The organism is Cupriavidus malaysiensis, assembly GCF_001854325.1.
Lineage (GTDB): Bacteria > Pseudomonadota > Gammaproteobacteria > Burkholderiales > Burkholderiaceae > Cupriavidus > Cupriavidus malaysiensis.
Genome location: NZ_CP017755.1, coordinates 2,935,374 through 2,960,346, shown reverse-complemented (window position 1 = coordinate 2,960,346; position 24,973 = coordinate 2,935,374). Strand labels below are relative to the sequence as shown.

The window sequence follows — 24,973 nt, the reverse complement described above, 5'->3', positions numbered from 1 at the left end:
CCATGAAACGTCTTTCGCTGCTGATCTGCACCGCCTCCCTGGCCTTCGCCGCACAGGCCGCCACGCCTGCCGCGCCGGTCGAGACCCTGCCTTCGGGCGTGACCATCCAGACCCTGGTCAAGGGCAGCGGGGCTTCCCCCAAGGCCACCGACTCGGTCAAGGTGCACTACCGCGGCACGCTGCCGGACGGCACCGAGTTCGACAGCTCCTACAAGCGCGGCCAGCCGATTTCCTTCCCGCTGAACCGCGTGATCCCGTGCTGGACCGAAGGCGTGCAGAAGATGCAGGTAGGCGGCAAGGCCAAGCTGGTCTGCCCGCCGGCCACCGCCTATGGCGCGCGCGGTGTGCCGGGCACCATCCCGCCCAATGCCACGCTGAACTTCGAGGTCGAGCTGCTGGGCATCGGCGGCTGAGCCCCGGCCGGCCCGGCGCGCGGCCGCCGGGCTACGCGCCTGGCCCGGCCTCGGCGGCCTCGGCGGTCCCACCGGCCCCACCGGTGTCGTCGGCCTGCCGGCTTGCCATGAAGTCGCGCGGCGCCTGGCCCAGCGCGCGCCGGAACATGGTGGAGAAGGCGCTGGCGTTGGCGTAGCCGGTCTCGGCCGCAACGCGGCCGAGCGGCCTGCCGCGGCTCATCAGGTCGATCGCGTGCGCCAGCCGCAGCTGCTGGCGCCAGGCGCCGAAGCTGGTGTGCAGTTCCTCCCGGAACAGCCGCGCCAGCGTGCGCTCGCTGGCACCCGTGCGGGTGGCCCATTGCGCCAGGCTGAGCGCCGAGCCCGGGTCTTCCATCAAGGCATCGCACAGCGCCTTCAGGCGGCGGTCGGCGGGCAGGGCCAGGCCCAGCGAGAGGGTCGGTGCGGCGGCCAGTTCTTCCAGCAGCAGCGTAGCGGCCAGTTCGCCGCGGCGCCCCGCCAGGTGCCCGTCCCGGGCCAGTGCCCGTACCAGTTCCCGCAGCAGCGGCGACACTTCCAGTACGGCGCAGGCGCCAGCCGGCAAGGTACAGGCCTGCGGCGCGATATAGCAGGCATAGAAATCCACGTCGCCCAGCACCGTCACCTCATGCTCCACGCCGGGCGGGATCCACACCGCCCGCATCGGCGGCACCACCCAGGCGCAGTGCGCGGCCTGCACGCGCAGGCTGCCGTGCAGCGGGAAGGAGACCTGGGCCCAGGGGTGGCGGTGCCGCTGGATCACCGCATTGGGCGGCGGCTCGCGCAGGTAGGCGACCACCGGTTGCGCGGCGCTGGGATGCTCGCGCGAGGTCGGTGCGTAGCCGGGGCGCGGCTTGCGCGCGGCCGCTGGCGAGGGGGTGGCGGGGGATGGCATGAATTCGTAAGAAATTGCCCGGTAAGTGTAACCCGGCCATCGCGCGCGGCTCTAGGATCACGTGCATCAGCTTGGCACCCGCCGTCGGGAAGCCGCCGCCAGCGGGGCGCGGGCAGGACGGCCGGGGCCGTACAGGAGATCCGACCATGGCCACCCCGATCGACGCGACCGCCGCGTCGCCTTCCGCAACACCCACCGCTCCCTCCGCTCACCCGGCTCCCTCGGCTCCGCTGCGCCCGCCACCGGCCGGCGGCGGCGCGGCCGACACGCTGCGCGCGGCCGGCGTGATCGGCCTGTGCGTGGCCATCGCCTGGGCCGGCGGCAGCCTGGCCGGCGCCGCCGCGCCCCTGGTCTGGGCGGCCGCGCTGGTGCTCTCCACCGTCTGCTGCTGGGCGCTCGGCGTGCTGCCGGAGCCGACCGCGACCCTGCTGTTCTTCCTGTGCGCCATCCTGTTCCACGTGGCGCCGGCCCAGGTGGTGTTCTCCGGCTTCGCCTCGCCGGCGTGGTGGCTGATGTTCGGCGGCGCCGCCACCGGCGTGGCGCTGCGCGGCACCGGCCTGGCGCAGCGGCTGGCGGATGTGGTGTTCGGCCGGCGCCTGGCCGGCTACCGCCAGTTGATCGCCACCATCGCGGTGAGCGCGGTCGGGCTTGCCTTCCTGATGCCGTCGACCACCGGGCGCGTGCTGCTGCTGATGCCCATCGTGCTGGCGGTGGCCGACCGCCTCGGCTTCGCGCCCGGCTCCAACGGCCGCATCGGCATGGTGCTGACGGTGGCCGCGGCCAGCTACATGCCGCCGACCACCATCCTGCCCGCCAACATCCCCAACAGCGTGCTGCTGGGCGCGGCCAGTTCGCTGTACGGCATCAACCTCAGCTACGGCGCCTACCTGCTGCTGCATTTTCCCGTGCTGGGTTTGCTCAAGACGGTGGTGCTGGTGTGGCTGGTGTGTCGGCTGTTTCCGCACCAGGGCTCGCTGCTGGCGCAGTCGGAAGGCGCGCGCACGCCGATGAGCCGCGCGGAGACCCGGCTGGCCATCGTGCTGGCGCTGGCCGTGGCCGGTTTCGCCACCGATGCGCTGCACGGCATCTCGCCGGCCTGGATCTCGCTGGCGGCCTGCATCGTCTGCCTGCTGCCAGGCGTGGGACTGGTGTCGCCGCGCGCACTGGCCGAGCAGGTGCACCTGCCGCCGCTGCTGTACGTGGCGGGCTTTCTCGGCCTGGGCGCCGTGGTCGAGTCGAGCGGCCTGGGCAGCGCCGTGAGCGCGGCGCTGCTGCGCTGGCTGCCGCTGGCGCCGGGCCACGACGCCGCCAATGCGGCGGCCATCGGCGCGGTGGGCGCGGGCCTGGGCCTGATGACCACGCTGCCGGGCCTGCCGGCGGTGATGACGCCGCTGGCGCGCGAGCTGGCCGCCGCCAGCGGGCTGTCGCTGGAGACGGTGCTGATGCTGCAGGTGCCGGTGTTCTCGACGGTGATCCTGCCCTACCAGTCGCCGCCGATCATGATCGCCATGCAACTGGGCGGCGTCGGCCTGCGCCATGGTACGCGCCTGTGCCTGGCGCTGGCGGGCATCACGGTGCTGGTGCTGCTGCCGCTGGATTACCTGTGGTGGCGCGTGCTGGGCTACCTGCACTGAGGCCGGTGCGCCGGCTGGCGGTGCGCAAGACAGGGGAAAGGCGGGCGGGGGTCAGGGCTCGTCCGCCCCGCACAGGTTGGCGCGCACGCGCTGCAGCAGGCCCATCAGCTGCTCGCGCTCGGCGTGGCTGAAGCCGGCCAGGGCCTCGTCGGTGACGGCGTCGCCAAGGCGCCGCGCACTGTCCAGCGACAGCTCGGCCTTGTGCGTCATGCGCAGCACGCGCTCGCGGCGGTCGGCGGGATTGTGGCGGCGTTCGATCCAGCCGCCTTCCTCCATGCGGTCGAGCAGGCGGGCCGCCGAGATTGGCGCGACCTCGAGCAGGTCGGCCAGGCGGGCCTGGTTGACTTCGCCGTAGTGCGACAGGTAGGCCAGCACGCGGCACTGGGCCCGCGTCAGGTCGAGCGAGGCGCGCGCCAGCTGGTCGAAGCGCCGCCCGGACAGCCGGCCGACGTCGGCGACGAGGAAGCCAAAGCGCTTTTCGAGTTTCGTTTCCATCGCGTGATTATAGGGAGGGCGGGCAGGGCGGGCCCGATCGCCGGCCCGGGGGGGGCCTGCCTTGTCCGGTCCCGGCTTGCGCGTATAATAAGCCTGCTTATTATTAAGGCCTGCACCTTCACCTTCCCGCCGGACACCCCCCATGTCTTCCACGGCCACGGCGGCGCATCCCGAGGCGCCGCTCAACCGCCGCATGATCACGCTGTCGATCATGCTGGCCACGCTGATCCAGACGCTGGACAGCACCATCGCCAACGTGGCGCTGCCGCACATGCAGGGGACCTTGTCGGCCTCGCAGGACGAGATCACCTGGGTGCTGACCTCCTATATCGTGGCGGCGGCGATCGCCACGCCGCTGACCGGCTGGCTGTCGGACCGGCTCGGCGTCAAGCGCCTGCTGGGCATCGCCATCGCCGGCTTCACGGTGGCCTCGGCGCTGTGCGGCCTGTCCGAGACGCTCACGCAGATCGTCGCCTCGCGGTTGCTGCAGGGCATCTTCGGCGCCTCGCTGGTGCCGCTGTCGCAGTCGATCCTGCTCGACATCAACCCGCGCGAGCGCCAGGGCCAGGCCATGGCGGTGTGGGGCATGGGCGTGATGGTCGGCCCCATCCTCGGGCCGACGCTGGGCGGCTGGCTGACCGACAGCTACAACTGGCGCTGGGTGTTCTTCATCAACGTGCCGATCGGTGCCTTCGCCATGTTCGGCGTGATGACCTACCTGCCGCGGCGCGATCCGACCCGCAGCATGCGCTTCGATGCCTTCGGCTTCGTCACGCTGAGCCTGGCCATCGGCGCCTTCCAGGCCATGCTCGACCGCGGCGAGCAGCTCGACTGGTTCGGCTCGCTGGAGATCCGCGTCGAGGCGCTGATCGCCGCGCTCAGCTTCGCCTACTTCCTGGTGCACACGGCCACCGCCGGCCCGCGTTCCTTCTTCCGCTACGAACTGCTGAAGGACCGCAACTTCACCACCGGCGCCTGCTTCATCTTCGTCATCGGCGCGGTGATGTACGCGACGCGCGCGCTGCTGCCGCCGATGCTGCAGAACCTGATGGGCTATCCCGTGGCCACCACCGGGCTGGTCACCGCGCCGAGCGGCGCCGGCACCATGGTCGCCATGCTGCTGGCCGGGCGCCTGCTGCGCTGGATCGACGCGCGCGCGCTGCTGGCCGCGGGTTTCGCCATCTCGGCTTTCGCGCTGTGGCAGATGATGCAGTACACCATCGTGCTGTCGCCGGCCGACATCGTCTGGCCCGGCATCGTCCAGGGCTTCGGCCTGGGGCTGGTGTTCGTGCCGCTGAGCGCGCTGACCTTCTCCACGCTGGCCCCGGCCCTGCGCGCCGACGGTACCGCCACCTACAGCCTGATGCGCAACATCGGCAGCAGTATCGGCATCTCGCTGATCCAGACCCTGCTGACGCGCAATACCCAGGTGGCCCACGCCGACCTGGCCGCGCACGTCAGCGTCTTCAACCCCGCCGCGCAATCGATGCTGGCTGGCGGTGGCGGCGCGCGCGAGCTGGCCGTGCTCAACCAGGTGGTGAACCAGCAGGCCGCGATGATCGCCTACCTCGACGACTTCAAGGTGATGCTGGTGGCCACGCTGCTGGTGGCGCCGCTGATCCTGCTGATCCGGCCGACGCGCCATGCGGCGCAGGACGCCTCCACCGCGCACGCGGCGATGGACTGACGCCATGCCGCAGGCGGCCGGCGCGGCGGACCTTGGTGTTCCGCCATATGCAATGAAGCTGGCGCCGTCTTGTTTGCCGCCTACTATGGATGGGCAGGCGGCGGCCGCGCGCGCCGGCGCCTGCCCGCGTGGCGCAGGTCCGCGCGGCGCTGCGCAGGAGGCGAACATGGAACTGATCGAGACGGCCGAGCGCCGGATCTTCATCGAGTTGCTGCGGCGCCATGGCCTGCCTGAATCGGATTTTGTGCTGGAGTGCGCCGATACCACCGATCCCAAGGGAGACGAGATCGAAGGCCAGCGCGGCTTCGCCGTGGTCATGCGCCGCTCCACCGGGTTCCGGCGCGAATACCCGATCGGCTTCGATCCCGGCTGGCTGGCACGCTGGCGCCGCGATCTCGAGGATGGCGTGTTCGCCGGCCCGCCGTCGGGCGGCTGACGCCGCCGGGCTGCCCGGCCGGCATGGCAGGGCTCCAGGGATCGATACAGGTACCCATGCGGGCAGCCTACGGGCACCCATACGGGCACTCATACGGGCATCCGTTCCCAGGGAGGGAAAATGAGCAGGTGCAGGATGGCGGCAACCATCGCCGCGTGGCTCGGCGTGGCCGCATGCGCCGTGGCCCATCCGTCGATGGGCGATGGCGCGGGCGGCGATGACACCTACCTCGGCGTACCGGTAAGCGGTATCCGGGCCGCCGCCGACGCCGTGGCCGGCAGCGCGAAGCCGGCGCGTGCCGCTGCCGCCCCGGCTCCGGCCGCCGCCGTGGCCCAGCTCAGCTACCGGCCGGACACCGGCGTGCACGAGCGTGTGGTGGCGCGCCTGACCGGCTTCTTCACCCAGGGCGACGCCGCCCGGCGGCCGCTGATCGCGCACCGGCTGGACCAGGCGGATCCGCTCGGCCAGTTCGACGCGCTGCTGCGCCAGCAGGGCTACGACAGCCGCAATCTGGCCGACGTCTTCACGGCCTACCTCGTGTTGTCCTGGGAGGTGGTCAACGCCGCGGACGCCATGCAGGCAGCGGACGGCGTGCAGGCCGTGCGCGATGCGGTGCGGCAGGCCTTCGCCGCCAACGCCCGCATGCGCGCGCTGCCGGATGCCGACAAGCAGACCGTGGCCGAGACCCTGGGCTACCTGGCCATGGTGGCGGTGGCCGCGCAGCGCGAACTGGCGCAGGCCGGCAACCCGGTGGCGCTGGCGGAGCTGCGCGAGGGCGTGCGCAAGACCGCGCGCAACCTCGCCGGGGTCGACCTGGGCGGCGTGCTGCTGGACGACAGCGGTTTCACGCCGCGCTAGTCACTGCGTTTCACGCCGCGCAAGTCGCGCGGCTTCGGATCGCCGAGGCGCCGCCCCGTGGCGCCGGCGGATGCCTTATGCAACCTTATGCAAGCTTCGGTTCGGTGGCGGCGAAACTGGGTCGCTCGCGCATCGCGCCGTGCCCGCGCCGCACCGCCGGGTACTTCTCCAGCAGCGCCGCGCCTTCCGCGAACATGCCCAGGCAGGCCACGATGGGCGCCAGGTACAGGTCGGCCATCGCCGCGCGGCTGCCGCCCAGGTAGAGGCCTGCGCCATAGGCCTGCTCCAGCGCGGCCAGGTGCCGGTCGATGTCGGGCAGCGCGGCTTCGATCACACCGCGGTCCGGCTGTCCGCCGGCGCCCTTGGGGAAGACGTACTGCAGCACGTAGCGGCGCACCATGGCGTCGTAGGCGTGGCAGGCGATCACGCTGACCCATTGCTCGTCCCGTGCCCGCGCGGTGACGCCGTGGGCCTGCAGGCTCGGGCCCTCGAACGCTTCCTCGATGTAGCCCAGGATGGCGCGCGTCTCGTAGAGCGAGATGGGGCCGTCAAGGAACACCGGGATGCGGCCGAAGGGGTTGTGCGCCAGGATCTCGGGCGTTTGCGGTGGCACCGGCTGCAGGGTGTAGGCGACGCCTTTTTCGGCCAGTGCCATGCGTACCGTGCGGCAGAAGCTGCTGCGCGGGTCGCCCAGCACGGTGACCGTGCCGGCGCTGCCGGCGGGGTCCAGGTAGTCGCTGAGCCGGTTGAACACGGAGCGCCAGCCGCTCGCATGCGAATCGCGCTCGCCCTGCTCGGGGAAGCCGCTGTGCCGCATACGCAGGTGCGTGCCGCCCTCGGCGCTGGTCAGCGTCACCTCGATCAGCGTCTTCACGCCGGCCGGCAGCGGTCCGTCCTCCCAGGTCCAGGTGTAGGCCAGGAAGTCGGCACGGTCGACCGCCTGGTACTCGCCGGCGACCGTGTGCCGCGCGCCGTCGCGCTCGCCCATCACGATGCGGTAGCGCCCGCCCACGCGCGCGTCGGCGCTCGCCTCCAGCACGCGCAGGCCGCGCGGGCAGTGCCAGGCGGCCAGGGCGTCCTGGTCGGTGAAGGCATCGAAGACTCTCTCGCGGGGGGCGCGGATGAAGCGCTCCATTTCCAGGGAAAACGTGGCGGCTTGGGTCATGGCTTGTTTCCTCGCGTCTTGTTGGCGGTCGCGCGGCCGCCTGTGGCGGAGCCCGCCGCGCTGGTTCCTTCGACATACTCGACGAGCCGGTCGAGATTGCCTTCCCAGTGGCGGCGGTAGCTGTCGAGCCAGTCATGCACGCCGCGCAGCGCCTCCGCGCGCAGGTGGCAGATGCGCCAGCGCGCGTTCACTTCCCGCTCGATCAGGCCGGCCTCGGCCAGCACGCGCAGGTGCTTGGAGACGGCCGGCGCGGACATTGCGAACGGCCGCGCCAGCTCGGTCACGGGCGCCCCGCCTTCGGCCAGGCGCGCCAGGATGGCGCGCCGCGTGGGATCGGCCAGGGCGGCGAAGACGATCGAGAGGGTGTCATCGGGAGAAGGCATGTTCTCATTTAACTTATTGGTTAAATGAAAGTCAAGGGGGCGATGCGGCCGCCGTGCGCTGCCTGGCGGCCGCCGGCATCATCGGCGCGGTGGCGGACCGGGCAGCGCCGGCGGCGCGCATGGCGGGCTTCGGTTCGTGCAGCCGATCGACCAGCGCCTGTTCCAGCCGCGCCGGGCTGCCCGTGGACACGCGGGCCAGCAGTCCAGCGTCCGCGCCGGCGGCGATGGCTGCCACGCCGCCCAGCACGCTCACGCCCAGCCCGCGGCGCAGCCATGCGCCGGCGCCGATCGAGCGCTTCATCGCCGTGAACACATAGGCGCCGATGCCCAGCGCCGCTGCCAGCGATGTCGCCGCGCCCGCCGCATAAGCGACCAGCAGCAGGGAGCTCTGCACGCTGGCGCCTTGCAGCGCGGCGGTGGTCAGCACGATGCCGAGGATCGGGCCTGCGCACGGCGCCCACAGCATGCCCGTGGCCGCACCCAGCAGCAGCGACGCCCAGGGCGAGGACGCCGCGCGGCTGCCGTCGCCGGCCAGGCGGTTGCCCAGCGCCACCACCGGGCGCGTCAGCACATCGGCCAGTCTCGGCACCAGCAGCGACAGGCCGAGCAGCGCCAGCAGCGCCAGCGCGCCGTAGCGGCCATACGCATTGGCGCGCACGGCCCACGCGCCGCCAACCGATGCCAGCGTGGCCACGGCGGCAAAGGTGAGCGCCATGCCGGCCAGCATCGGCAGCGGGCCGCGCAGGAATGGCTGGCCGCTGCGGCTGAGCACGAAGGGAAGCACGGGCAGAATGCAGGGACTCAGGATAGTGAGTGCGCCGCCCAGGTAGGCGAGGATCGGCAGGATCATGATCGGGTTCCTTTCGTCAACAGGCTGGCCAGGGTTCTGGCATGCCTCCGATTGGGCGCCCCGCATCTACCATCAATGTGTCGTCAAGCCCGGGAAGTTGTACCGCTTTGTGGGCCTGGTGCGGCCAGATACATTGCGATACACGGCAGCACTCCGACGCCCATACAATCTCGCCAACAGACTCGCCAACAGACTCGCCAACAGACGGATCGTCCACTTTCCCGGCCGAGACCATTCCAGATCATTCTCCAGGGGTGAAACCGATGGATACGCATGTAGACCACGTCCTGATCGTCGATGACGACCGGGAGATCCGCGAGCTTGTCTCGACCTACCTGACCAAGAATGGCCTGCGTGTGACCATGGCGCCCGACGGACGCCATATGCGCCAGTTCCTGGAGGCCAGCACCGTGGACCTGATCGTGCTGGACATCATGATGCCCGGCGACGACGGCCTGGTACTGTGCCGCGAACTGCGCGCCGGCAAGCACAAGGCCACGCCCATCCTGATGCTGACCGCGCGCGATGACGAGACCGATCGTATCGTCGGCCTGGAAATGGGCGCCGACGACTACCTGACCAAGCCTTTCGCCGCGCGCGAGCTGCTGGCGCGCATCAAGGCCGTGCTGCGCCGCACGCGCATGCTGCCGCCCAACCTGCAGATCACCGAGGCGGGCCAGCTCCTGGCCTTCGGCGACTGGCAGCTGGACACCACCGCGCGCCACCTGATCGACCGCGAAGGCACCATCGCCTCGCTGAGCGGAGCGGAATACCGGCTGCTGCGCGTGTTCGTCGATCATCCGCAACGCGTACTCAACCGCGACCAGTTGCTCAACCTGACACAAGGCCGCGAAGCGGACATCTTCGAGCGCTCGGTCGACCTGCTGGTCAGCCGCCTGCGCCAACGCCTGAACGACGATGCGCGCGAGCCGGCCTATATCAAGACCGTGCGCAGCGAGGGTTACGTATTCTCGATGCCGGTGGAGATCAAGGAGGCGCGCCAGTGAACACGCGCCGCTGGCGCTGGCCACGCACGCTGGGAGCACGGCTGTTCCTGGTCCTGCTGGCGGGCATCATCGTCGCCCATCTGCTGTCGTTCGCGGTACTGTTCGCGGAACGCTATATTTCGGCGCGACAGGTGATGCTGGGCACGCTGGAAACAGACGTGGCCACATCGGTGGCCATCCTCGACCGCTTGCCCGCGGCGGAGCGGCCGCAATGGCTGCCGCGCGTGAATCGCGGCAACTACCAGTACATCCTGGGGCCGGGCTTGCCGGGCGTACCCGAAATGACCCAGCGCGGCAAGGACATCGCACAGCGCATCATGGATGCCAGCGGCGGCCGGTTTCCCGTGACCGTGCAATCGATTCCCGGCGACGGCAAGCGCGTGCAGGCCCACCTGACCCTGAGCGATGGCAGCCCGCTGACCATCGACGTGCATCCGCGCATGACGCCGATCGCACAGTGGCTGCCCTATGTGCTGGTACTGCAGTTACTGCTGCTGATCGTGTGCTGCTGGTTCGCCGTGCGGCTGGCCATCCGCCCGCTGGTGGCCCTGGCCGATGCCGCCGACACGCTCAACCCGAATGCGAAATCGCCGCCGCTCGACGAAAACGGACCGATCGAGCTGGCGCGCGCGGCGCGGGCCTTCAATGCCCTGAGCGACCGTATCGCGCAATTCGTCGCCGAGCGCGTGCAGATCCTGGCGGCCATCTCCCACGATTTGCAGACACCCATCACGCGGATGAAGCTGCGCGCCGAGATGGCCGAGGATTCCGAGGAGCGGCGCAAGATGATGAGCGACCTGGGCGAGATCCAGACACTGGTTCAGGAAGGGCTGGCGTACGCGCGCACCGCGGGCGGCGAGGGCGAGAAGGCGTCGCGGATCGACCTCGGCTCCCTGGTCGAGAGCCTGGTCTACGACTACCAGGACACCGGCAAGGCCGTGTCACTCGTGGAGAACGCCGGCGGAGCGCTCGTGACGCGGCCCAATACGCTGCGGCGCGTGCTGACCAACCTGGTCGACAACGCCATCAAGTACGGCGGCGGAGCCGCCGAGCTGAGCGTGCGCCGCGATCGGGACGTCGTGATCATCGCGGTGATGGACCGTGGCGGCGGCATCCCCGAAGACAAGCTGGAGGCCGTACTGCAGCCCTTTGTCAGGCTGGAGGCGTCGCGCAATCGCGAAACCGGCGGCACAGGGCTGGGCCTGGCCATCGCTCACCAGCTGGCCTTGGCCATGGGCGGCTCGCTGAAGCTGCGCAATCGCGAGGGCGGTGGCCTGGTGGCCGAGATCCGCATCGGCTGACCGCCCGCCCCTCCCCCTCCGGCCGGCGCGGTCCCGTCCTCGCCGCGCCTCCCATGGCCGCGCCGATTTCTGGCGCGGCCATGTCGTTTCAGCGCTCCTCCCGCGCACACGGCGCTCCGCCGTCTTCCCCGGTTCTCCTGACGCCGCGCCGCTTCTCCCCGCCTTTTTGTATGCCTTTGTATCGAGGCGTCGCACCGATACGTGGCCAGACACAAGGGCCCCGATCCTGCTACGGGCGCGATACGTGGGGCGCCTTAAATACGTTCCGTGGCAGCGCAACGCACAAGGGACAAAGCGAAAACGCTGCTTCGGCTTACCTGCCGGCAATCCAGGCCACGAACCACGCAACCGCATTCAATGCAAAGGAAAACCATCATGTCCAACAACTTCGCCAAGCGCCTCGTTCTCGCTGCCTCCCTCGTCGTCGCCGCCACCGCCGCCGCCACTGCCGCCGCCGGCGCACAGGCATCCGTCCTCGGTGCCCGCAACCCGTACGCGGATGGCGCCCGCGCCGCCCAGGATTCCCGCGACGTGTTCAGCGAGGGTGCCCGTGCCGTGCAGGACCAGCGCAGCCCGTACGTCGACGGCGCGCGCAACGTGAATGCCTACGGCGACGGCGCGCGCACCGTGGCGGGCATGGACCGCACCGGGGTATCGGCCGAACCGGCCCGCGCGGCCGACCCCTATCTCGATGGCGCCTACGCCTGAGCACGGGACGTCTCTCAACTCTCGGCAATCCGACGCTGAATACCTGTTGAACGCAAGAAGGAAAACACCATGACCCGCATTGAAAAAGTCCTCTATACCGGCAAGGTCCACATCACTTCCGGCGGCCGCGACGGCTCGGCGCGCAGCGACGACGGCAGGCTCGACATCGCGCTGTCTTCGCCTGGCAGCAAGGGGCACGGCACCAACCCGGAACAGCTGCTGGCCGCCGGCTGGTCCGCCTGCTTCATCGGTGCCATCGGACTGGCTGCAGGCAAGCAGAAGATCAAGCTGCCGGAAGACCTGTCGGTGGATGCGGAAGTGGACCTGGGCACGGCAGGTATCGAGTACCTCCTGCAGGCACGGCTGCGCGTACACCTCCCCGGCATCGAGCGCGAAGTGGCCCGGGCGCTGGTGGACTCCGCGCACCGCACCTGTCCGTACTCGAAGGCGCTGCACGGCAACATCCACATCGAGACCGTGCTGGTCTGATCCCTGTCCCCTGGTCCGGCATGCCGGACCAGGGGCATTCCCTCCGACGCCATTTTCTGCATTTTCTGCTGAGTCCTGAACCATGCGCCTTCTCATCCGCGCTCTTCTGGCGGCTTCCGGCATTGCCGCCATCTATACCTTCGGCACAGGTGCCGCCGCTGAGAGCCCCACGCTGGCCGAGCAGGCCCAGGCACCGGAATTCGCGAACATCGAGCACTGGCTGAACTCCGCGCCGCTGACGATGCAGCAGCTGCGCGGCAAGGTGGTGCTGGTCGAGTTCTGGACGTACGCGTGCGTCAACTGCGTCAACACCTTGCCGCACGTGAAGCAGTGGTACGAGAAGTACAAGGACCAGGGCCTGGTGGTGGTGGGCGTGCACACGCCCGAGTTCCCGTTCGAGAAATCGACGGCCAATGTGCAGGCCGCGCTCAAGCGCTTCGATATCCGCTATCCGGTGGCGCAGGACAATCGGTACGGGACCTGGTCGGCATACCGCAACCAGTACTGGCCCGCCACCTACCTGATCGATGCCAGCGGCCGCATCGTCTATCGGCACGATGGCGAGGGACGGTACCAGGAAACGGAAGCCGCGATCCAGAAGCTGCTGGCGGCGGGCAAGGCCGGGACGGCGCGCTAGCTTCCCGTTGATGGATACGCAGGACACCGGCATTCCGGCAACGCGGATGCCTTGCGCCGCCTTCGTCACGCTTGGCGATGATTGCCGCACGGCCCGGCCTGGCCGCGCCGCTTTGTATCTGCGTGTATGGCAGCCGCGCGTATCCATCGGGCGATACAAATCCCCCCGGGGCCCGACACATGGCGCTTGCGATGGCCTCCTAGACTCGTGCCCAGGTTGATCACACACACAGGAGCGAAATATGTCCGAGAACGTCAATATGCCTCGCCGGGGCTTTCTGGGCGCAGCGGCGGCGGCGCTGGCCGCGGCACAGCTTGGCCTGTCGCAGGCTGCCCGGGCCCAGGGCGGTCCGGCGCAAGCAAGGGCCCTGCCCTCGGTCGCGCCGGCCGCCCAGGCGGCCTTCGCACCGATCAAGCATATCCACGCCGGGGTGCTCAACGTCGGCTATGCCGAGGCCGGCCCGGCCGACGGGCCCGTGGCGCTGCTGCTGCACGGCTGGCCCTATGACATCCACAGCTTTGCCGAGGTCGCGCCCCGCTTGGCGGCGCGCGGCTATCGAGTGATCGTTCCCTACCTGCGCGGCTATGGATCGACGACCTTCCTGTCCGCCGACACCATGCGCAACGGCCAGCCATCGGCCATCGCCGCGGACATGATTGCGCTGATGGACGCGCTCCATATCCAGGATGCCGTGGTGGCCGGCTTCGACTGGGGCGCGCGCACCGCCGACATCATGGCCGCCTTGTGGCCGGAGCGCTGCAGGGGGCTGGTCTCCGTGAGCGGCTACCTGATCGGCAGCCAGGCCGCCGGCAAGCAGCCGCTGCCGCCCGAAGCCGAGCTCCAGTGGTGGTACCAGTTCTACTTCGCCACGGAGCGCGGCCGCGCCGGCTACCAGAAGTACACGCACCAGTTCGCCAGGCTGATCTGGCAACTGGCGTCGCCGGCATGGAAGTTCGACGATGCCACGTTCGAGCGCAGCGCGGCCGCCTTCGACAATCCCGACCACGTGGACATCACCGTGCACAACTACCGCTGGCGGCAGGGGCTGGTCAGCGGGGAAGCCAGGTTCGACGAGATCGAAAAGCGGCTCGCCAGCGCGCCCGTCATCGGTGTGCCCACCATCACCATGGAAGGCGACGCCAATGGCGCGCCGCACCCCGTGCCCAGTGCCTACGCCAGCAAGTTCGCCGGATGGTACGAACATCGGGACCTGCGCGGCGGGATCGGCCACAACCTTCCGCAGGAAGCCCCCGCGGCGTTTGCGCAGGCGGTGCTCGATGTCGACGGGCACTGAGGCATCCGGGAGGCAGGCGCTGAACAGATTGCTGGTCCTGCTTGCCATGGCACTCCCGGCGCTCGCATCGGAACTCGGCGGCCAGGCTCACCGATGCGCCTGGCATGGCCTGCCGCGCCAGATGCGCGCGGATAGGGAGGACAAGACGGAGCGGAAGCCAGGATGATCGGCCGCCCCGGTCGTGACCCGCTCGGCGCGCGGACGCCGCTCCAGCGATGCCGGACTCACGCCCCGGCGCGACCGGGCGACAGCGTGTAGCATCTCGACACTTTGTGTCAGGACCGGGGCCGCGGCGGGTCCATGCGCGGACCGGCCCACTCATCCGGATTTCCCAAGAAGGAGACGCTTGTCCATGCCGATTCCCCGATCGCTTGCCTGCCTGTGCGGTGCCGTCGAACTGCGCCTGGACGGCCAGCCGGCCGCGCGCGCGAACTGCCATTGCGGCACCTGCCGCGACTTCTACGGGACGCCGATGCTGGCGGCCACGGCCTGGCAGGCCGACGATGTCAGCCTGGTGCGCGGCGCGCTGGCGCACTTCGCGCATCCGCACAAGCGGCTGTCGCGGGCCTTCTGCGCGGCCTGCGGCGAGACGCTGTACGGCACCAACCGCCTGGGCATGCGCGTGCTGCCCAACGCGCTGCTGGCACGCGCCGCCGGCGGCGGGCTGCCGCCGGCGCTGCAGCCGGCCATGCACCTGTTCTATCGCGAGCGCGTCATCGAGGTGGAAGACGCCCTGCCGAAGTACCTCGATGGCTGGGATGGGCCCCTGTACGAGCGGTCCGCGTCGGATGCGCAGGGCACGGCTTGAGCCTGGCCGGACGGCGCACGGAGCGTAGCGCCGCTCGCGCGGATGGCCGGTGACGGGACGGGGACGGTGAGCTTCAGGTGCCGCCGGCGGTCCCGCTCGCCTCGGCCGGCGCACCGAAGCGCCAGGAGAGCCGCCGCGCGGCCTGCCGCAGCAGGTCCGCGGTAGCGCTGCCGGTATCGCTGTCGAAGCTGCCGGTGCTGCCCATCACGGCGATCACCAGCGCCAGGCTGCCGGTATGGTCGAACACCGGCGCGGCCAGCGTATCGATGCCGGGCACGGGCCGGCCCTGGGCGTTGTCGATGTGGCCGGCCCGGATACGCGCGAGGCGCTGCGGGTAGTCGGCCGGCGGCGTGCCGCCGGCCATGCGCAGGCTGTCCTGGCCGAGCCGCGCGGCCAGCGCCTCGGGCGGCAGCCAGGCCGCCCAGACACGGCCGATCGCGGTATTGACCAGCGACATCACAGTGCCCACGCGCAGGCTGACGTGCTGCGGCCGCGCGGCCTCCTCCAGCCGCACCACGGTCGGGCCCAGCGGCCCGAGCACGGCCATCGCCACGCTCAGGCCGGTGGCGCCGGCCAGCTCGATCACCTCGGGCTCGGCCTCGCGTGCCGGCGACAGACGCTGCAGCGCGATCAGGCCCAGTTCGAGGCTGAGCGGACCGGCCATGAAGTCTCCGCCAGCGTCGCGCGCCAGCAGGCCGGTCTTCTGCAGGCTGACCAGGTGGGGGAAGGCCTTGGCCGGCGCCATGCCGGCTGCGCGCGCCAGCTCGGACAAGGGCAGCGGGCGCCCGGCGGCGACCAGCGCGGCGAGCAGCTGGCCGGTGTTGTCCAGCGACTGGATGCCGCGTTGCGGCCTGCCGCCGTCGCTCGCGCCGCCGTCGTTGGCGTCGTTGGCGTCGTCTGCGGCGGCGCCGTTGTCGGGGCTGTTGCGGGTGCGGCTCATGCTGCCTCCGCCGGGATCTGCGCGCCGATGTCCGCGGCGGTGGCCAGCAGCGCCCGCGCGACCGGGCCCTGCCAGTCGACGTCGATGGAGCCGCTCGGGCCGATCGCGGTCAGCACCAGGCGCAATTGCCCGCCGGTATCGCGCACCGGCACGGCGAGGCTGCTGACGCCCGGGCTGGGGGCGTCGACCGCGCGCTCGATGCCGCGCGCGCGGATGGCATCGAGCGCCGCATCGAAGCCGGCCGCGGCGGCGGCGCCGCTCTGCTGGTGGGCCCAGGCGGCATGCCAGCGGGTCTCGGGCAGGAAGGCGCAGAACACGCGCCCGGTGGCGGTGGCGGGCAGCGACATCAGCGTGCCCACGTGCAGGTTGACGTGCAGCGGCGTGCCGGCGTGCGCGTAGCGCACGATGGTGGGCCCGCGCGGCGACACGCTGCTGATCGCCACGTTGAAGCGGATCGCCTCGGCCAGCGCATCGACGCGCGGCACCGCCGCGCGATAGGCGGGATCGTGGTCGAGCCGCAGCATGCCCAGCCGCAGCGCCAGCGGTCCCGGCTCGTAGCGGCCGGACAGGTGGTCGCGCTTGATCAGGCCCAGGCGCGTCAGGCTGACCAGGTAAGTGTGGGCCTGGGCCGGCGTCACCTGGGTTTGCGCGGCCAGCTCGGCCAGCGCCAGCGGGCGGCGCGCGTCGGCCAGCGCGCGCAGGAAGCGCCCGCCTACCTCCACGCTCTGGATGCCGCGCTGGGCCTTGTCGGCTGCCGCGGTGCTCGCTTGCGCTGCTGTGCTCATGCTGCTCCCGTTCGAAAGCCCAGATGGTAATCGATGCGATGGTCGCGCCGCCGGTGAGCGGGGCGCCTTGCGCGCCGGGCAGCCGGCGCTCTCGGGGTTTTCCCTGGGTTCTGGCCTCCTGGCTGTCCTCCTCTTCATTTTAGTCAGAGACAACACAATTTGTTATTGACTAAAAATGAGGGCTTTCCTAAGATGCCTCTACCCCGATACCGGCGCCATCGCGGCGCCAAGATCCAAGACCAATACGGGGCGAGACAGTCCCCCGCGCGCAGCCGGCCCGCCCGCCGCCCGCCACGCTGTCCGCCTCGATCCAACCCCCCTAGAGAGAGGCAAGCATGGCAAAAGCATTCGCGTCCCAGGCCGACCTGGAAGCCAAGAAAGTCACCTTCACCCAGCTCTCGGAGAACGCCTACGCCTACACCGCCGAAGGCGACCCCAATTCCGGTGTGATCATCGGCGACGACGGCGTGCTGATCGTCGACACCACGGCCACGCCCGCGATGGCGCAGGACCTGATCGCCAGGATCCGCTCGGTCACCGACAAGCCGATCAAGTACGTGGTGCTGTCGCACTACCACGCGGTGCGCGTGCTGGGCGCCTCGGCCTATTTCGCCGAGGGCGCGCAGCAGGTGATCGCCAGCCGCGGCACCTACGAGATGATCGTGGAGCGCGGCGAGGCCGACATGAAGTCGGAGATCGAACGTTTCCCGCGCCTGTTCGCCGGCGTCGAGACGGTGCCGGGCCTGACCTGGCCCACGCTGGTGTTCGAGAAGGAGATGACGCTGTTCCTCGGCAAGCTGGAAGTGCGCATCGCCCACCTGGGCTCGGGCCATACCAAGGGCGATACCGTGGTCTGGCTGCCGTCGCAGAAGGTGCTGTTCTCCGGCGACCTGGTGGAGTACGACGCCGCCTGCTATTGCGGCGACGCGCAGCTCGCCGAATGGCCGGCCACGCTGGACGCGCTGGCCGCGCTGCAGCCCGAGAAGCTGGTGCCCGGCCGCGGCCCGGCGCTGACCACGCCGGCAGAAGTGGCCAAGGGCATCGCCTACACCAAGGACTTCGTCACCACGCTGTACCAGGCCGGCAAGGAAGCGGTGGCCGAGCGTCTCGACCTGAAGGGCGCGATGGCGCATACGCGCAAGTCGATGGACCCGAAGTTCGCCCAGGTCTTCATCTACGAGCACTGCCTGCCCTTCGACGTGTCGCGCGCCTATGACGAGGCCAGCGGCATCGGCCACCCGCGCATCTGGACCGCCGAGCGCGACAAGGAAATGTGGGCCGCGCTGCAGGACTGAGGCAGCGACGCGACGCAGGGACAGCCGAGAAGAATGTGGACGGAGACAGCAGCATGAGCATCGATTACCAGCACCTGACGTTCGACTACCAGCCGTGCGCCGAGCAGCGCGCGCCGCGGGAGACCGGCGCGGCAGGCACCATCCATCCGGTCGCCGTGGTGGGCGCCGGCCCGGTCGGGCTGGCCACCGCCATCGACCTGGCGCGCCAGGGCGTGCCGGTCGTGCTGGTCGACGACGATTGCACGCTGTCGAGCGGCTCGCGCGCGATCTGCTTCGCCAAGCGCACGCTGGACATCTTCGACCGGCTCGGCTGCGGCGAGCGCATCACCGACAAGGGCGTGCGCTGGAACCTGGGCAAGGTGTTCCTGCGCGACGAGCAGGTCTATGCCTTCGACCTGCTGCCGGAGGAGGGCCATCGCCGGCCCGCCTTCATCAACCTGCAGCAGTACTACCTGGAAGGCTACCTGGTGGAGTGTGCGCAGCAACTGCCCAACCTGGAGATCCGCTGGAAGCACAAGGTGGCCGGTATCGAGCAGCACGCGCAGGGCACCCCCGACGCGCACGTGGTGCTGACGGTGGAGACGCCCGACGGCAGCTACCCGCTGGCCGCGCGCTACGTGGTGGCGGCCGATGGCTCGCGCAGCCCGGTGCGCAAGCTGATGGGGCTGGACAGCAAGGGCCGCACCTTCAAGGACCGCTTCCTGATCGCCGACGTCAAGATGGAGGCCGGCTTTCCCAGTGAGCGCTGGTTCTGGTTCGACCCGCCTTTCCATCCCAACCAGTCGGTGCTGCTGCACCGCCAGCCGGACAATGTCTGGCGCATCGACTTCCAGCTCGGCTGGGATGCCGATCCGGTGCTGGAGAAGGCGCCGGAGCGCGTGATCCCGCGCGTGCGAGCGTTGCTCGGCCCGGACGCGAAGTTCGAGCTGGAGTGGGTCAGCGTCTACACCTTCTCCTGCCTGCGCATGGACAGCTTCCGCCACGGCCACGTGCTGTTCGCCGGCGATTCGGCGCACGGGGTCTCGCCGTTCGGCGCGCGCGGCGCCAACAGCGGCGTGCAGGATGCCGAGAACCTGGCCTGGAAGCTGGCCTACGTGCTGGACGGGCGCGCCCCGGACAGCCTGCTGGACAGCTATGCCAGCGAGCGCGAGTACGCCGCTGACGAGAACATCCGCAATTCCACCCGTTCCACCGATTTCATCACGCCCAAGAGCCCCGTCAGCCGGTTGTTCCGCGACGCGGTGCTGACGCTGGCCAAGCGGCATGCCTTCGCGCGGCAACTGGTCAACAGCGGCCGCTTGTCGGTGCCGGCCGTGCTGCACGGCTCGCCGCTGAACACGCCCGATGGCGACGCCTTCGCCGGCGCCATGGTGCCGGGCGCGGCCTGCGTCGACGCGCCGGTGGCCGGCGCGCGCGGCGAGTCATGGCTGCTGGGCAGCCTGGGCGATGCCTTCACGCTGCTGGCGTTCGGCGCGCCGGAGCGTTTCGACGCCGGCACGCTGCGCGCGCTGCGGTCCCTGCCGCTGAAGCCGGTCTTCGTCACCGGCGCGGGCGCCGTGGCGCAGGCCGGCACGCCGGCCTGGCCGGACGCGACCGTGCTGGCGGACCTCCAGGGCCTGGCGGCGCAACGCTACGACGCCCAGCCGGGCACGGTCTACCTGATCCGCCCGGACCAGCATGTGTGCGCGCGCTGGCGCCATGCCGACGCGGCGGCGGTCGCGGCCGCGCTGCGCCGGGCGACCGGGCAGGCGGGCCAGGCGGGCCAGGCGGGCCAGGCGGGCCAGGCAGGGCAGGGTGCCGCCGGCCCCGCCGGGTCAGGTGCGGCGGCCGCGCTCGCCGCGGCCTGAGCGTCCCGTTCCGGCCCGCGCAGCCGATCCGGCCCGCCGCCTGCGCGGCGGCCGTGGCGGCGCGCGTCCCGCGCCGGGCCGCTGGCGAGAGGACGCCAGTACGACAGGGCACTACCGAGCATCCCGAGCATCCCGAGTACCACCAAGTACCACCAAGTACCACCGAGCGAGACATCCAGATGGCAGTCCATACCCACCCCAACCTGAGCCGCCCCGACGACTTCTACGAAGCGCTGATCGAGATGCACCGCGATCTCGACGAGGCGCAGAGCCAGGCGGCCAATGCGCAGCTGATCCTGCTGCTGGCCAACCATATCGGCGACCATGCCGTGCTGCTGGATGCGATGCGGCTGGCGCGCGAGGGTGTGCTGTCGCAGCGCACCTGAAGCGGCCTGAAGCGGCCTGAAACCGCCTGAAACCGCCCGAGGCCACGTGAAGCCGTCGCGCGCCGGCGCCAGCGCCGGCCAGGCCACGACCCGGCGGCCGCGCCAGCGGCATGCCAGCCGGCCACGGCAGCGCGCCGCGGCCGGCCGTCCCGCCCAGACGCAACAGACGTAGGCGGAAGCGCCCCCCGCAGCGGGGGGCAGCCCCCAACCGGAGACTTACCATGACGCAATCCCATGCCGGGGCGCTCGCGCCCCAGGCCCCCGCCTTGCCCGATGAAGACGCGCTCTACCGCAAGGTGTGGCTGCGCATCATCCCCTTCCTCTTCGTCTGCTACGTGGTGTCCTTCCTGGACCGCATCAACATCGGCTTCGCCCAGTTGCAGATGAAGCACGACCTCGGCTTCAGCGACGCGATGTACGGCCTCGGCGCCGCGGTCTTCTATGTCGGCTACGTGCTGTGCGAGGTGCCCAGCAACCTGCTGCTGGCACGCTTCGGCGCGCGCCGCACCTTCACCCGCATCATGCTGCTGTGGGGGCTGGCCTCGGTCGGCATGATGCTGGTCTCGACGCCGGCGCATTTCTACGCGCTGCGCTTCCTGCTGGGCGTGTTCGAGGCCGGCTTCTTCCCCGGCATCGTGCTCTACCTGACCTACTGGTTCCCGGCGCGCCGCCGCGCCGCGGTGATGGCCATCTTCTTCGCCGGGGTGGCGGTGGCGGGCGTGCTGGGCGGGCTGCTGTCCGGCTGGATCATGCGCGACTTCGCCGGCGTGCTCGGCCTCTACGGCTGGCAGTGGATGTTCGCGCTCGAAGGCGCGCCGGCGGTGCTGCTCGGCCTGGCCGCGGCGTACTACCTGGTCGACGGGCCCGCGCAGGCCGGCTGGCTGTCGGAGCCGGAGAAGCGCTTCCTGGTGGCGCAGCGCGAGGATGGCGCCCACGCCGCCCACGCCCACTCGCTGCGCGCGCTGCGCCACGCGCTGGCCAATCCGCGCGTCTACCTGTTTGCCTTCATCTACTTCGCGCTGACCTGCGGTTCGCTGACGCTGAGCTTCTGGATGCCGCTGATGATCCGCGACTTCGGCATCCAGGACGTGGTCTCGGTGAGCCTCTATTCGGTGGTGCCGAACGCGGTCGGCGCCGTCGGGCTGTTCGTGATCGCGCGCCATTCCGACCGGCGCGCCGAACGCCACCGCCATTTCCTGGCCTGCACCGCCGGCGGGGCGCTGGCCCTGGCCGCGCTGACGCTGCACCTGCCCAGCTTCGGCGCCATGCTGGCGCTGCTGTCGCTGGCGTGCGTGCTGATCTTCGCCGCGCTGCCGATCTTCTGGTCGCTGCCGCCGAGCCACCTGCCGGCCGGCACGGCGGCCGCCGGCATCGCCTTCATCAGCAGCATCGGCATCACCAGCGGCATCGTCAGCCCGTGGGTGATCGGCCAGATCAAGACACACACCGGCAGCATGGACAACGCGCTCTACCTGCTGTCCGCGCTGCTGCTGGCCAGCGGCCTGGCGATGTGGCTGGGTGTGCCGCGCGACGCAGCACGCCGCTGAGCGGCAAGCCGCGCGCAGCGAGGCGGCGTGCTCAGGCCACGCGCGGCGCCGCGCCGGCAGCCAGCATGCCCGGCTCGGCCATCGGCGGCAGGGTGATGACGAAGCGCGCGCCGCCGCTGTCGCTGCTGTCCAGCGTCACCTGGCCGCCATGCAGCAGGACGATGCGGCGCACGATGGCCAGCCCCAGGCCGAAGCCGCCGGTGTGGCGGTTGCGGCTGGCATCGGGACGGTGGAAGGGTTCGAAGATGCGCTCGCGCTCCTCGGGCGGCACCCCGGGCCCGTCATCCTCGACGCACAGGCGCAGCGAGCCGCCGGCGTCGGTCTCGGCATGCAGGCGGATGGCGCTGCGCGCATAGCGGGTGGCGTTGCGGCAAAGATTGAGCAGGGCGCGCGCCACCAGGCGCGGGTCGCACACATGGTGGCCGACGGGGCCGCCGGTACCCGCGTTGAGCGTGAGCTGCTGGTCGGCCACGTCATTGGCGACGCTGGCCACCACGCTGTCGATCAGCTCGCTGACCGACACGCGCATCAGCAGCATCGGCGTCGCCCCCTGCTCGAGCTGCCCCAGCGTCAGCAGTTCCGTCACCAGTTCGTCGAGTTCGCGCACGTCCTTGCGCAGGTCGTCCAGGCGCAGCGCCTGGCGCGCCTCGGCCTGGGCGCCGCCGCCGCCGGACTGCAGCAGCGCGATGCCGAACTCCAGCCGGGCGATCGGTGTCTTCAGCTCGTGCGAGATGCCGTGCATCATCTCGCGCTGGTGCACGATCGAGGCCTCGATGCGCTCGGCCATCTCGTTGAACTGCTGGGCCAGCTCGGTGATGTTGGAGCGCCGGGACAGTTTCGCGCGCGTGGACAGCTGGCCGGCGCCGAAGTCGCGCGCAGCCTGCTGCAGGCGCGCCAGGTCGCGCCAGTGGTACCAGACCCAGGTCACGATCGACAGCAGCGTGGCCAGCGCGATCAACGAATAGCCGACCACCGAGATCCTGAGGTCGTTGTTGGAATCGACCGTCGCCGCATGCAGGATCGAGCCGTCGTGCAGGGGCACGTAGTAGTGCTGGCCGTCGCGGCTCAGCACCAGCTTGCCGTCGTGCAGGTCACGCTGCTGGCTGGCGTCGAGGCGGGCGATGTCGGTCGCTCTGGCCATGTCGAAGCGCTCCAGTGCGTGTGCCTGCAGATAGCGCAGCCCCTCGTCCCGGCGGGCGCCGGGGAACTGGTCCAGGTAGTGCTGCAGCGCGAAGACGTAGCCCTTGCGGTTCTCCCGCTCGGCGGCGGTGATGATGTCGTGGAACAGGGGGATGAAGGTCTTGTTGATGCCGATCACCGCGGCGGCCGCGGCGAGCATCACCAGCAGGTAGAGCTTGAGCAGGGAGCGGACCATTCATTCCTCCCAGGCCGAGGGGCTGAACAGGTAGCCGCGCCCCCAGATGGTCTTGAGCTTCTGCGGCTCTGGCGCCGCGTCTTCGAAGCGGCGGCGCAGCCGCGAGATGCCGGAATCCACGGTGCGGTCGATGCCGTCGAACTCGATGCCGCGCAGCTGCTTGAGGATGTCGTCGCGGCTGAGCACCTTGCCGGCGGCACGCGCCAGGATCAGCAGCAGGTTGAACTCCGCCGTCTTCAGGTCGACGGGCTGGCCGCGCCAGACCACGCGCCGGTTGGGTGGCGAGATCACCAAGGAGCCGAACACCAGGTCGTCGTCGGCCGAGGCGTGCGCTGCCGCGCCGCCCTGGGCGGCGGCGCGGCGCAGCAGGGCGCGGGCGCGCGCCACCAGCAGGCGCGGCTCGATCGGCTTGACCACGTAGTCGTCGGCGCCGAGCTCCAGCCCCGCGACCTGGTCGTAGGTGTCCACGCGCGCGGTCAGGATCAGCACCGGCACCCGCGAGAAGGCGCGGATGCCGCGGCACACTTCCATGCCGTCCAGGTGCGGCAGCATCAGGTCGAGGATGACGAGATCGGGCTGGAGCCGGCGCACCGCGTCCACCGCGATGTCGCCGCGGCGTACCACCTGGACGGAGAACTCGTAGTTGCCCAGGTACTCGCTGACCAGTTGGGCGAGGCGGTCGTCGTCCTCGATCAACAGAACCTGATGCTTGGCCATCGCCTCGTTCATGGCGGATCCTCGGGGGTACGGAAAGTGCCGATTCTAGCTGTCCTGGCGGTGCGGCCGGCTGGCGGCGACGCTTGCGGACAAATTGGCACAATTGGACAAGATTTCGCGAGGAATCAGGACAGACTTCGCGCCCCGGCCTCTCTAATCTGCCGACTTCGATCACCAATCGGAGGATGTGTGGACGTCGAGAGCAAAAGCCAAAGTGCGCGCCGCAGGGCGCGCCGCATGCCGCCAGCGCTGGCGGCCTTTGTCGTGGCCGGGCTGGCCGGGCCCGCGCAGGCCGAGATCACCTATACCGTGGGCGCCGCCGCCGGCGCCGGCCCGCGCTACATCGGCAGCAACCAATACCGCGCGCTGGGCGCGCCGCTGTTCCGTGCCGACTTCGGCAACGGCGCCTTCATCGACCTGCTGCAAGGCGCGGGCTACACCTACAAGTTCGCCAACGGCATGTTCGTCACCGGTGCCTTCGGCTATGCCACGGGGCGCAGCGACCGCAACCGCACCGACCTGGCCGGCTCGGACCACCTCAAGGGCATGGGCAAGGTCCAGGGCTCGCTGATGAGCTCCTTCCAGGTCGGCGTGCCGGTCTATGGCGGCGCCGTCGCCAGCCTGACGCTGGACGTGCCGCTGACGCACCGCGAGCGCGGCCTCAGCGGCCATCTCGACCTGGCCGTGCCGCTGTACCAGCGCGGCATGCATACGCTGACCCTGACGCCGGGCATCCACTTCGGCTCGCGCCGCTACACCCAGACCTTCTTCGGCGTCACCGATGTCCAGTCGGCCGCCAGTGGTTTCCGCCCCTACTCGACCAAGGCGGGCATCGACAGCGCCAGCCTGTCGCTGGCGTGGAACGTCGAACTGTCGCGCGCCTGGTCGGTGCGCACGCTGGTGACGGTGAGCCGGCTGCTGGGCGACGCGGGCGACAGTCCCATCGTGCAGAGCAGGCAGCAGGTGTTCGGCATGACGTCGCTCAACTACACCTTCTAGGAGGGCA

General features: G+C 70.4%; 25 protein-coding genes and 1 pseudogene. 17 read left to right on the top strand and 9 right to left on the bottom strand.

Going from position 1 to position 24,973, the window contains the following annotated elements; translation table 11 throughout:
* Nucleotides 1-2: 2 nt before the first annotated feature.
* A complete protein-coding gene (locus BKK80_RS32515) occupies nucleotides 3-413 on the top strand; it encodes an FKBP-type peptidyl-prolyl cis-trans isomerase (RefSeq protein ID WP_071038951.1) in 411 nt (136 codons plus the stop codon).
* A gap of 31 nt (nucleotides 414-444) precedes the next feature.
* On the opposite strand, the gene BKK80_RS32510 is transcribed toward BKK80_RS32515, so the two are convergent.
* Nucleotides 445-1,323 carry an AraC family transcriptional regulator gene (locus BKK80_RS32510; RefSeq protein WP_084545845.1) on the bottom strand — a complete coding sequence of 293 codons (879 nt, stop codon included), beginning with the start codon at nucleotides 1,321-1,323 and terminating at the stop codon, nucleotides 445-447.
* A 146-nt stretch (nucleotides 1,324-1,469) separates the two neighbouring features.
* On the opposite strand from BKK80_RS32510, the gene BKK80_RS32505 reads away from it, so the two are divergent.
* Complete coding sequence (locus BKK80_RS32505) at nucleotides 1,470-2,957, top strand: SLC13 family permease (protein ID WP_071072802.1); 1,488 nt, start codon at nucleotides 1,470-1,472, stop codon at nucleotides 2,955-2,957.
* Between the two features lie 51 nt (nucleotides 2,958-3,008).
* Here the strand turns inward: BKK80_RS32505 and BKK80_RS32500 are convergent, their stop codons facing one another.
* The gene (locus BKK80_RS32500; RefSeq protein WP_071018233.1) at nucleotides 3,009-3,452 is read right to left on the bottom strand and encodes a MarR family winged helix-turn-helix transcriptional regulator; all 444 of its coding nucleotides are present in this window, start codon (nucleotides 3,450-3,452) and stop codon (nucleotides 3,009-3,011) included.
* A 142-nt stretch (nucleotides 3,453-3,594) separates the two neighbouring features.
* Here BKK80_RS32500 and BKK80_RS32495 point away from each other — a divergent pair, with 142 nt between their 5' ends.
* The 3 genes from BKK80_RS32495 to BKK80_RS35985 all read left to right on the top strand — a co-directional run bounded on the left by BKK80_RS32495 (nucleotide 3,595) and on the right by BKK80_RS35985 (nucleotide 6,433).
* On the top strand, nucleotides 3,595-5,139 hold the full coding sequence (locus BKK80_RS32495; protein WP_071038947.1) for a DHA2 family efflux MFS transporter permease subunit: 1,545 nt from the start codon (nucleotides 3,595-3,597) through the stop codon (nucleotides 5,137-5,139).
* Nucleotides 5,140-5,305: 166 nt separating this feature from the next.
* Nucleotides 5,306-5,575, top strand: coding sequence for a hypothetical protein (locus tag BKK80_RS32490; protein WP_071040322.1), 270 nt, complete (start codon nucleotides 5,306-5,308; stop codon nucleotides 5,573-5,575).
* Nucleotides 5,576-5,710: 135 nt separating this feature from the next.
* Entirely contained in the window at nucleotides 5,711-6,433 is a 723-nt protein-coding gene (locus BKK80_RS35985; protein ID WP_083384391.1) for a DUF6683 family protein, read from the top strand.
* An 85-nt stretch (nucleotides 6,434-6,518) separates the two neighbouring features.
* Here the strand turns inward: BKK80_RS35985 and BKK80_RS32480 are convergent, their stop codons facing one another.
* The 3 genes and pseudogenes from BKK80_RS32480 to BKK80_RS32470 all read right to left on the bottom strand — a co-directional run.
* Nucleotides 6,519-7,598: an SRPBCC domain-containing protein gene (locus BKK80_RS32480; RefSeq protein ID WP_071038945.1), complete on the bottom strand. Its 1,080-nt coding sequence runs from the start codon at nucleotides 7,596-7,598 to the stop codon at nucleotides 6,519-6,521.
* A complete protein-coding gene (locus BKK80_RS32475; protein WP_071038943.1) occupies nucleotides 7,595-7,981 on the bottom strand; it encodes an ArsR/SmtB family transcription factor in 387 nt (128 codons plus the stop codon). Before BKK80_RS32475 ends, BKK80_RS32480 begins: the two co-directional genes overlap by 4 nt.
* Before the next feature lie 64 nt (nucleotides 7,982-8,045).
* Nucleotides 8,046-8,831: pseudogene (locus BKK80_RS32470) on the bottom strand (cytochrome c biogenesis CcdA family protein); the annotation flags it as partial.
* 263 nt (nucleotides 8,832-9,094) lie between these two features.
* On the opposite strand from BKK80_RS32470, the gene BKK80_RS32465 reads away from it, so the two are divergent.
* From BKK80_RS32465 to BKK80_RS32430, 7 genes are all read left to right on the top strand, one after another.
* On the top strand, nucleotides 9,095-9,838 hold the full coding sequence (locus tag BKK80_RS32465; RefSeq protein ID WP_071018241.1) for a response regulator: 744 nt from the start codon (nucleotides 9,095-9,097) through the stop codon (nucleotides 9,836-9,838).
* Nucleotides 9,835-11,139: an ATP-binding protein gene (locus tag BKK80_RS32460; protein ID WP_071038942.1), complete on the top strand. Its 1,305-nt coding sequence runs from the start codon at nucleotides 9,835-9,837 to the stop codon at nucleotides 11,137-11,139. The genes BKK80_RS32465 and BKK80_RS32460 overlap by 4 nt, the downstream gene beginning before the upstream one ends.
* A 375-nt stretch (nucleotides 11,140-11,514) precedes the next feature.
* Nucleotides 11,515-11,847 carry a hydroxyquinol 1,2-dioxygenase gene (locus BKK80_RS32455; protein ID WP_071072800.1) on the top strand — a complete coding sequence of 111 codons (333 nt, stop codon included), beginning with the start codon at nucleotides 11,515-11,517 and terminating at the stop codon, nucleotides 11,845-11,847.
* 69 nt (nucleotides 11,848-11,916) lie between these two features.
* The gene (locus BKK80_RS32450) at nucleotides 11,917-12,336 is read left to right on the top strand and encodes an organic hydroperoxide resistance protein (protein ID WP_071018246.1); all 420 of its coding nucleotides are present in this window, start codon (nucleotides 11,917-11,919) and stop codon (nucleotides 12,334-12,336) included.
* An 82-nt stretch (nucleotides 12,337-12,418) separates the two neighbouring features.
* Nucleotides 12,419-12,973 (top strand): thioredoxin family protein, encoded by a 555-nt coding sequence (locus BKK80_RS32445; RefSeq protein ID WP_071038939.1) that lies wholly within the window; start codon nucleotides 12,419-12,421, stop codon nucleotides 12,971-12,973.
* Nucleotides 12,974-13,214: 241 nt separating this feature from the next.
* Nucleotides 13,215-14,267, top strand: coding sequence for an alpha/beta fold hydrolase (locus BKK80_RS32440; protein WP_071072798.1), 1,053 nt, complete (start codon nucleotides 13,215-13,217; stop codon nucleotides 14,265-14,267).
* A gap of 352 nt (nucleotides 14,268-14,619) precedes the next feature.
* On the top strand, nucleotides 14,620-15,075 hold the full coding sequence (locus BKK80_RS32430) for a GFA family protein (protein WP_071072796.1): 456 nt from the start codon (nucleotides 14,620-14,622) through the stop codon (nucleotides 15,073-15,075).
* A gap of 73 nt (nucleotides 15,076-15,148) precedes the next feature.
* Here the strand turns inward: BKK80_RS32430 and BKK80_RS32425 are convergent, their stop codons facing one another.
* On the bottom strand, nucleotides 15,149-16,015 hold the full coding sequence (locus BKK80_RS32425; RefSeq protein ID WP_084545844.1) for an IclR family transcriptional regulator: 867 nt from the start codon (nucleotides 16,013-16,015) through the stop codon (nucleotides 15,149-15,151).
* A complete protein-coding gene (locus BKK80_RS32420; protein WP_071018254.1) occupies nucleotides 16,012-16,800 on the bottom strand; it encodes an IclR family transcriptional regulator in 789 nt (262 codons plus the stop codon). Before BKK80_RS32420 ends, BKK80_RS32425 begins: the two co-directional genes overlap by 4 nt.
* A 335-nt stretch (nucleotides 16,801-17,135) precedes the next feature.
* On the opposite strand from BKK80_RS32420, the gene BKK80_RS32415 reads away from it, so the two are divergent.
* The 4 genes from BKK80_RS32415 (at nucleotide 17,136) to BKK80_RS32400 (ending at nucleotide 21,875) form a co-directional block, all read left to right on the top strand.
* Nucleotides 17,136-18,095, top strand: coding sequence for an MBL fold metallo-hydrolase (locus BKK80_RS32415; protein WP_071018256.1), 960 nt, complete (start codon nucleotides 17,136-17,138; stop codon nucleotides 18,093-18,095).
* Between the two features lie 53 nt (nucleotides 18,096-18,148).
* Nucleotides 18,149-19,942 carry an FAD-dependent oxidoreductase gene (locus BKK80_RS32410; protein WP_084545843.1) on the top strand — a complete coding sequence of 598 codons (1,794 nt, stop codon included), beginning with the start codon at nucleotides 18,149-18,151 and terminating at the stop codon, nucleotides 19,940-19,942.
* A gap of 179 nt (nucleotides 19,943-20,121) precedes the next feature.
* Nucleotides 20,122-20,328: a DUF2783 domain-containing protein gene (locus BKK80_RS32405; RefSeq protein WP_071018259.1), complete on the top strand. Its 207-nt coding sequence runs from the start codon at nucleotides 20,122-20,124 to the stop codon at nucleotides 20,326-20,328.
* A gap of 221 nt (nucleotides 20,329-20,549) precedes the next feature.
* Nucleotides 20,550-21,875, top strand: a complete 1,326-nt coding sequence (locus tag BKK80_RS32400) for an MFS transporter (protein ID WP_071072794.1) — start codon at nucleotides 20,550-20,552, stop codon at nucleotides 21,873-21,875.
* Nucleotides 21,876-21,906: 31 nt separating this feature from the next.
* Here BKK80_RS32400 and BKK80_RS32395 read toward each other — a convergent pair whose 3' ends face one another.
* Both BKK80_RS32395 and BKK80_RS32390 read right to left on the bottom strand, forming a co-directional pair.
* Complete coding sequence (locus tag BKK80_RS32395; RefSeq protein ID WP_071018263.1) at nucleotides 21,907-23,250, bottom strand: ATP-binding protein; 1,344 nt, start codon at nucleotides 23,248-23,250, stop codon at nucleotides 21,907-21,909.
* Nucleotides 23,251-23,979, bottom strand: a complete 729-nt coding sequence (locus BKK80_RS32390; RefSeq protein ID WP_071018265.1) for a response regulator — start codon at nucleotides 23,977-23,979, stop codon at nucleotides 23,251-23,253.
* Between the two features lie 225 nt (nucleotides 23,980-24,204).
* On the opposite strand from BKK80_RS32390, the gene BKK80_RS32385 reads away from it, so the two are divergent.
* Nucleotides 24,205-24,966, top strand: a complete 762-nt coding sequence (locus BKK80_RS32385) for a MipA/OmpV family protein (protein ID WP_071018267.1) — start codon at nucleotides 24,205-24,207, stop codon at nucleotides 24,964-24,966.
* The last annotated feature ends 7 nt before the right edge of the window (nucleotides 24,967-24,973 follow it).

Coding starts and splice junctions, on each gene's coding strand:
- BKK80_RS35985 (WP_083384391.1), top strand. CDS start 5,711: ATGGCGGCAACCATCGCCGCGTGGCTCGGCGTGGCCGCATGCGCCGTG.
- BKK80_RS32450 (WP_071018246.1), top strand. CDS start 11,917: ATGACCCGCATTGAAAAAGTCCTCTATACCGGCAAGGTCCACATCACT.
- BKK80_RS32475 (WP_071038943.1), bottom strand. CDS start 7,981: ATGCCTTCTCCCGATGACACCCTCTCGATCGTCTTCGCCGCCCTGGCC.
- BKK80_RS32505 (WP_071072802.1), top strand. CDS start 1,470: ATGGCCACCCCGATCGACGCGACCGCCGCGTCGCCTTCCGCAACACCC.
- BKK80_RS32480 (WP_071038945.1), bottom strand. CDS start 7,598: ATGACCCAAGCCGCCACGTTTTCCCTGGAAATGGAGCGCTTCATCCGC.
- BKK80_RS32400 (WP_071072794.1), top strand. CDS start 20,550: ATGACGCAATCCCATGCCGGGGCGCTCGCGCCCCAGGCCCCCGCCTTG.
- BKK80_RS32455 (WP_071072800.1), top strand. CDS start 11,515: ATGTCCAACAACTTCGCCAAGCGCCTCGTTCTCGCTGCCTCCCTCGTC.
- BKK80_RS32385 (WP_071018267.1), top strand. CDS start 24,205: ATGCCGCCAGCGCTGGCGGCCTTTGTCGTGGCCGGGCTGGCCGGGCCC.
- BKK80_RS32495 (WP_071038947.1), top strand. CDS start 3,595: ATGTCTTCCACGGCCACGGCGGCGCATCCCGAGGCGCCGCTCAACCGC.
- BKK80_RS32415 (WP_071018256.1), top strand. CDS start 17,136: ATGGCAAAAGCATTCGCGTCCCAGGCCGACCTGGAAGCCAAGAAAGTC.
- BKK80_RS32410 (WP_084545843.1), top strand. CDS start 18,149: ATGAGCATCGATTACCAGCACCTGACGTTCGACTACCAGCCGTGCGCC.
- BKK80_RS32465 (WP_071018241.1), top strand. CDS start 9,095: ATGGATACGCATGTAGACCACGTCCTGATCGTCGATGACGACCGGGAG.
- BKK80_RS32420 (WP_071018254.1), bottom strand. CDS start 16,800: ATGAGCACAGCAGCGCAAGCGAGCACCGCGGCAGCCGACAAGGCCCAG.
- BKK80_RS32490 (WP_071040322.1), top strand. CDS start 5,306: ATGGAACTGATCGAGACGGCCGAGCGCCGGATCTTCATCGAGTTGCTG.
- BKK80_RS32430 (WP_071072796.1), top strand. CDS start 14,620: ATGCCGATTCCCCGATCGCTTGCCTGCCTGTGCGGTGCCGTCGAACTG.
- BKK80_RS32515 (WP_071038951.1), top strand. CDS start 3: ATGAAACGTCTTTCGCTGCTGATCTGCACCGCCTCCCTGGCCTTCGCC.
- BKK80_RS32510 (WP_084545845.1), bottom strand. CDS start 1,323: ATGCCATCCCCCGCCACCCCCTCGCCAGCGGCCGCGCGCAAGCCGCGC.
- BKK80_RS32405 (WP_071018259.1), top strand. CDS start 20,122: ATGGCAGTCCATACCCACCCCAACCTGAGCCGCCCCGACGACTTCTAC.
- BKK80_RS32425 (WP_084545844.1), bottom strand. CDS start 16,015: ATGAGCCGCACCCGCAACAGCCCCGACAACGGCGCCGCCGCAGACGAC.
- BKK80_RS32445 (WP_071038939.1), top strand. CDS start 12,419: ATGCGCCTTCTCATCCGCGCTCTTCTGGCGGCTTCCGGCATTGCCGCC.
- BKK80_RS32440 (WP_071072798.1), top strand. CDS start 13,215: ATGTCCGAGAACGTCAATATGCCTCGCCGGGGCTTTCTGGGCGCAGCG.
- BKK80_RS32395 (WP_071018263.1), bottom strand. CDS start 23,250: ATGGTCCGCTCCCTGCTCAAGCTCTACCTGCTGGTGATGCTCGCCGCG.
- BKK80_RS32500 (WP_071018233.1), bottom strand. CDS start 3,452: ATGGAAACGAAACTCGAAAAGCGCTTTGGCTTCCTCGTCGCCGACGTC.
- BKK80_RS32390 (WP_071018265.1), bottom strand. CDS start 23,979: ATGAACGAGGCGATGGCCAAGCATCAGGTTCTGTTGATCGAGGACGAC.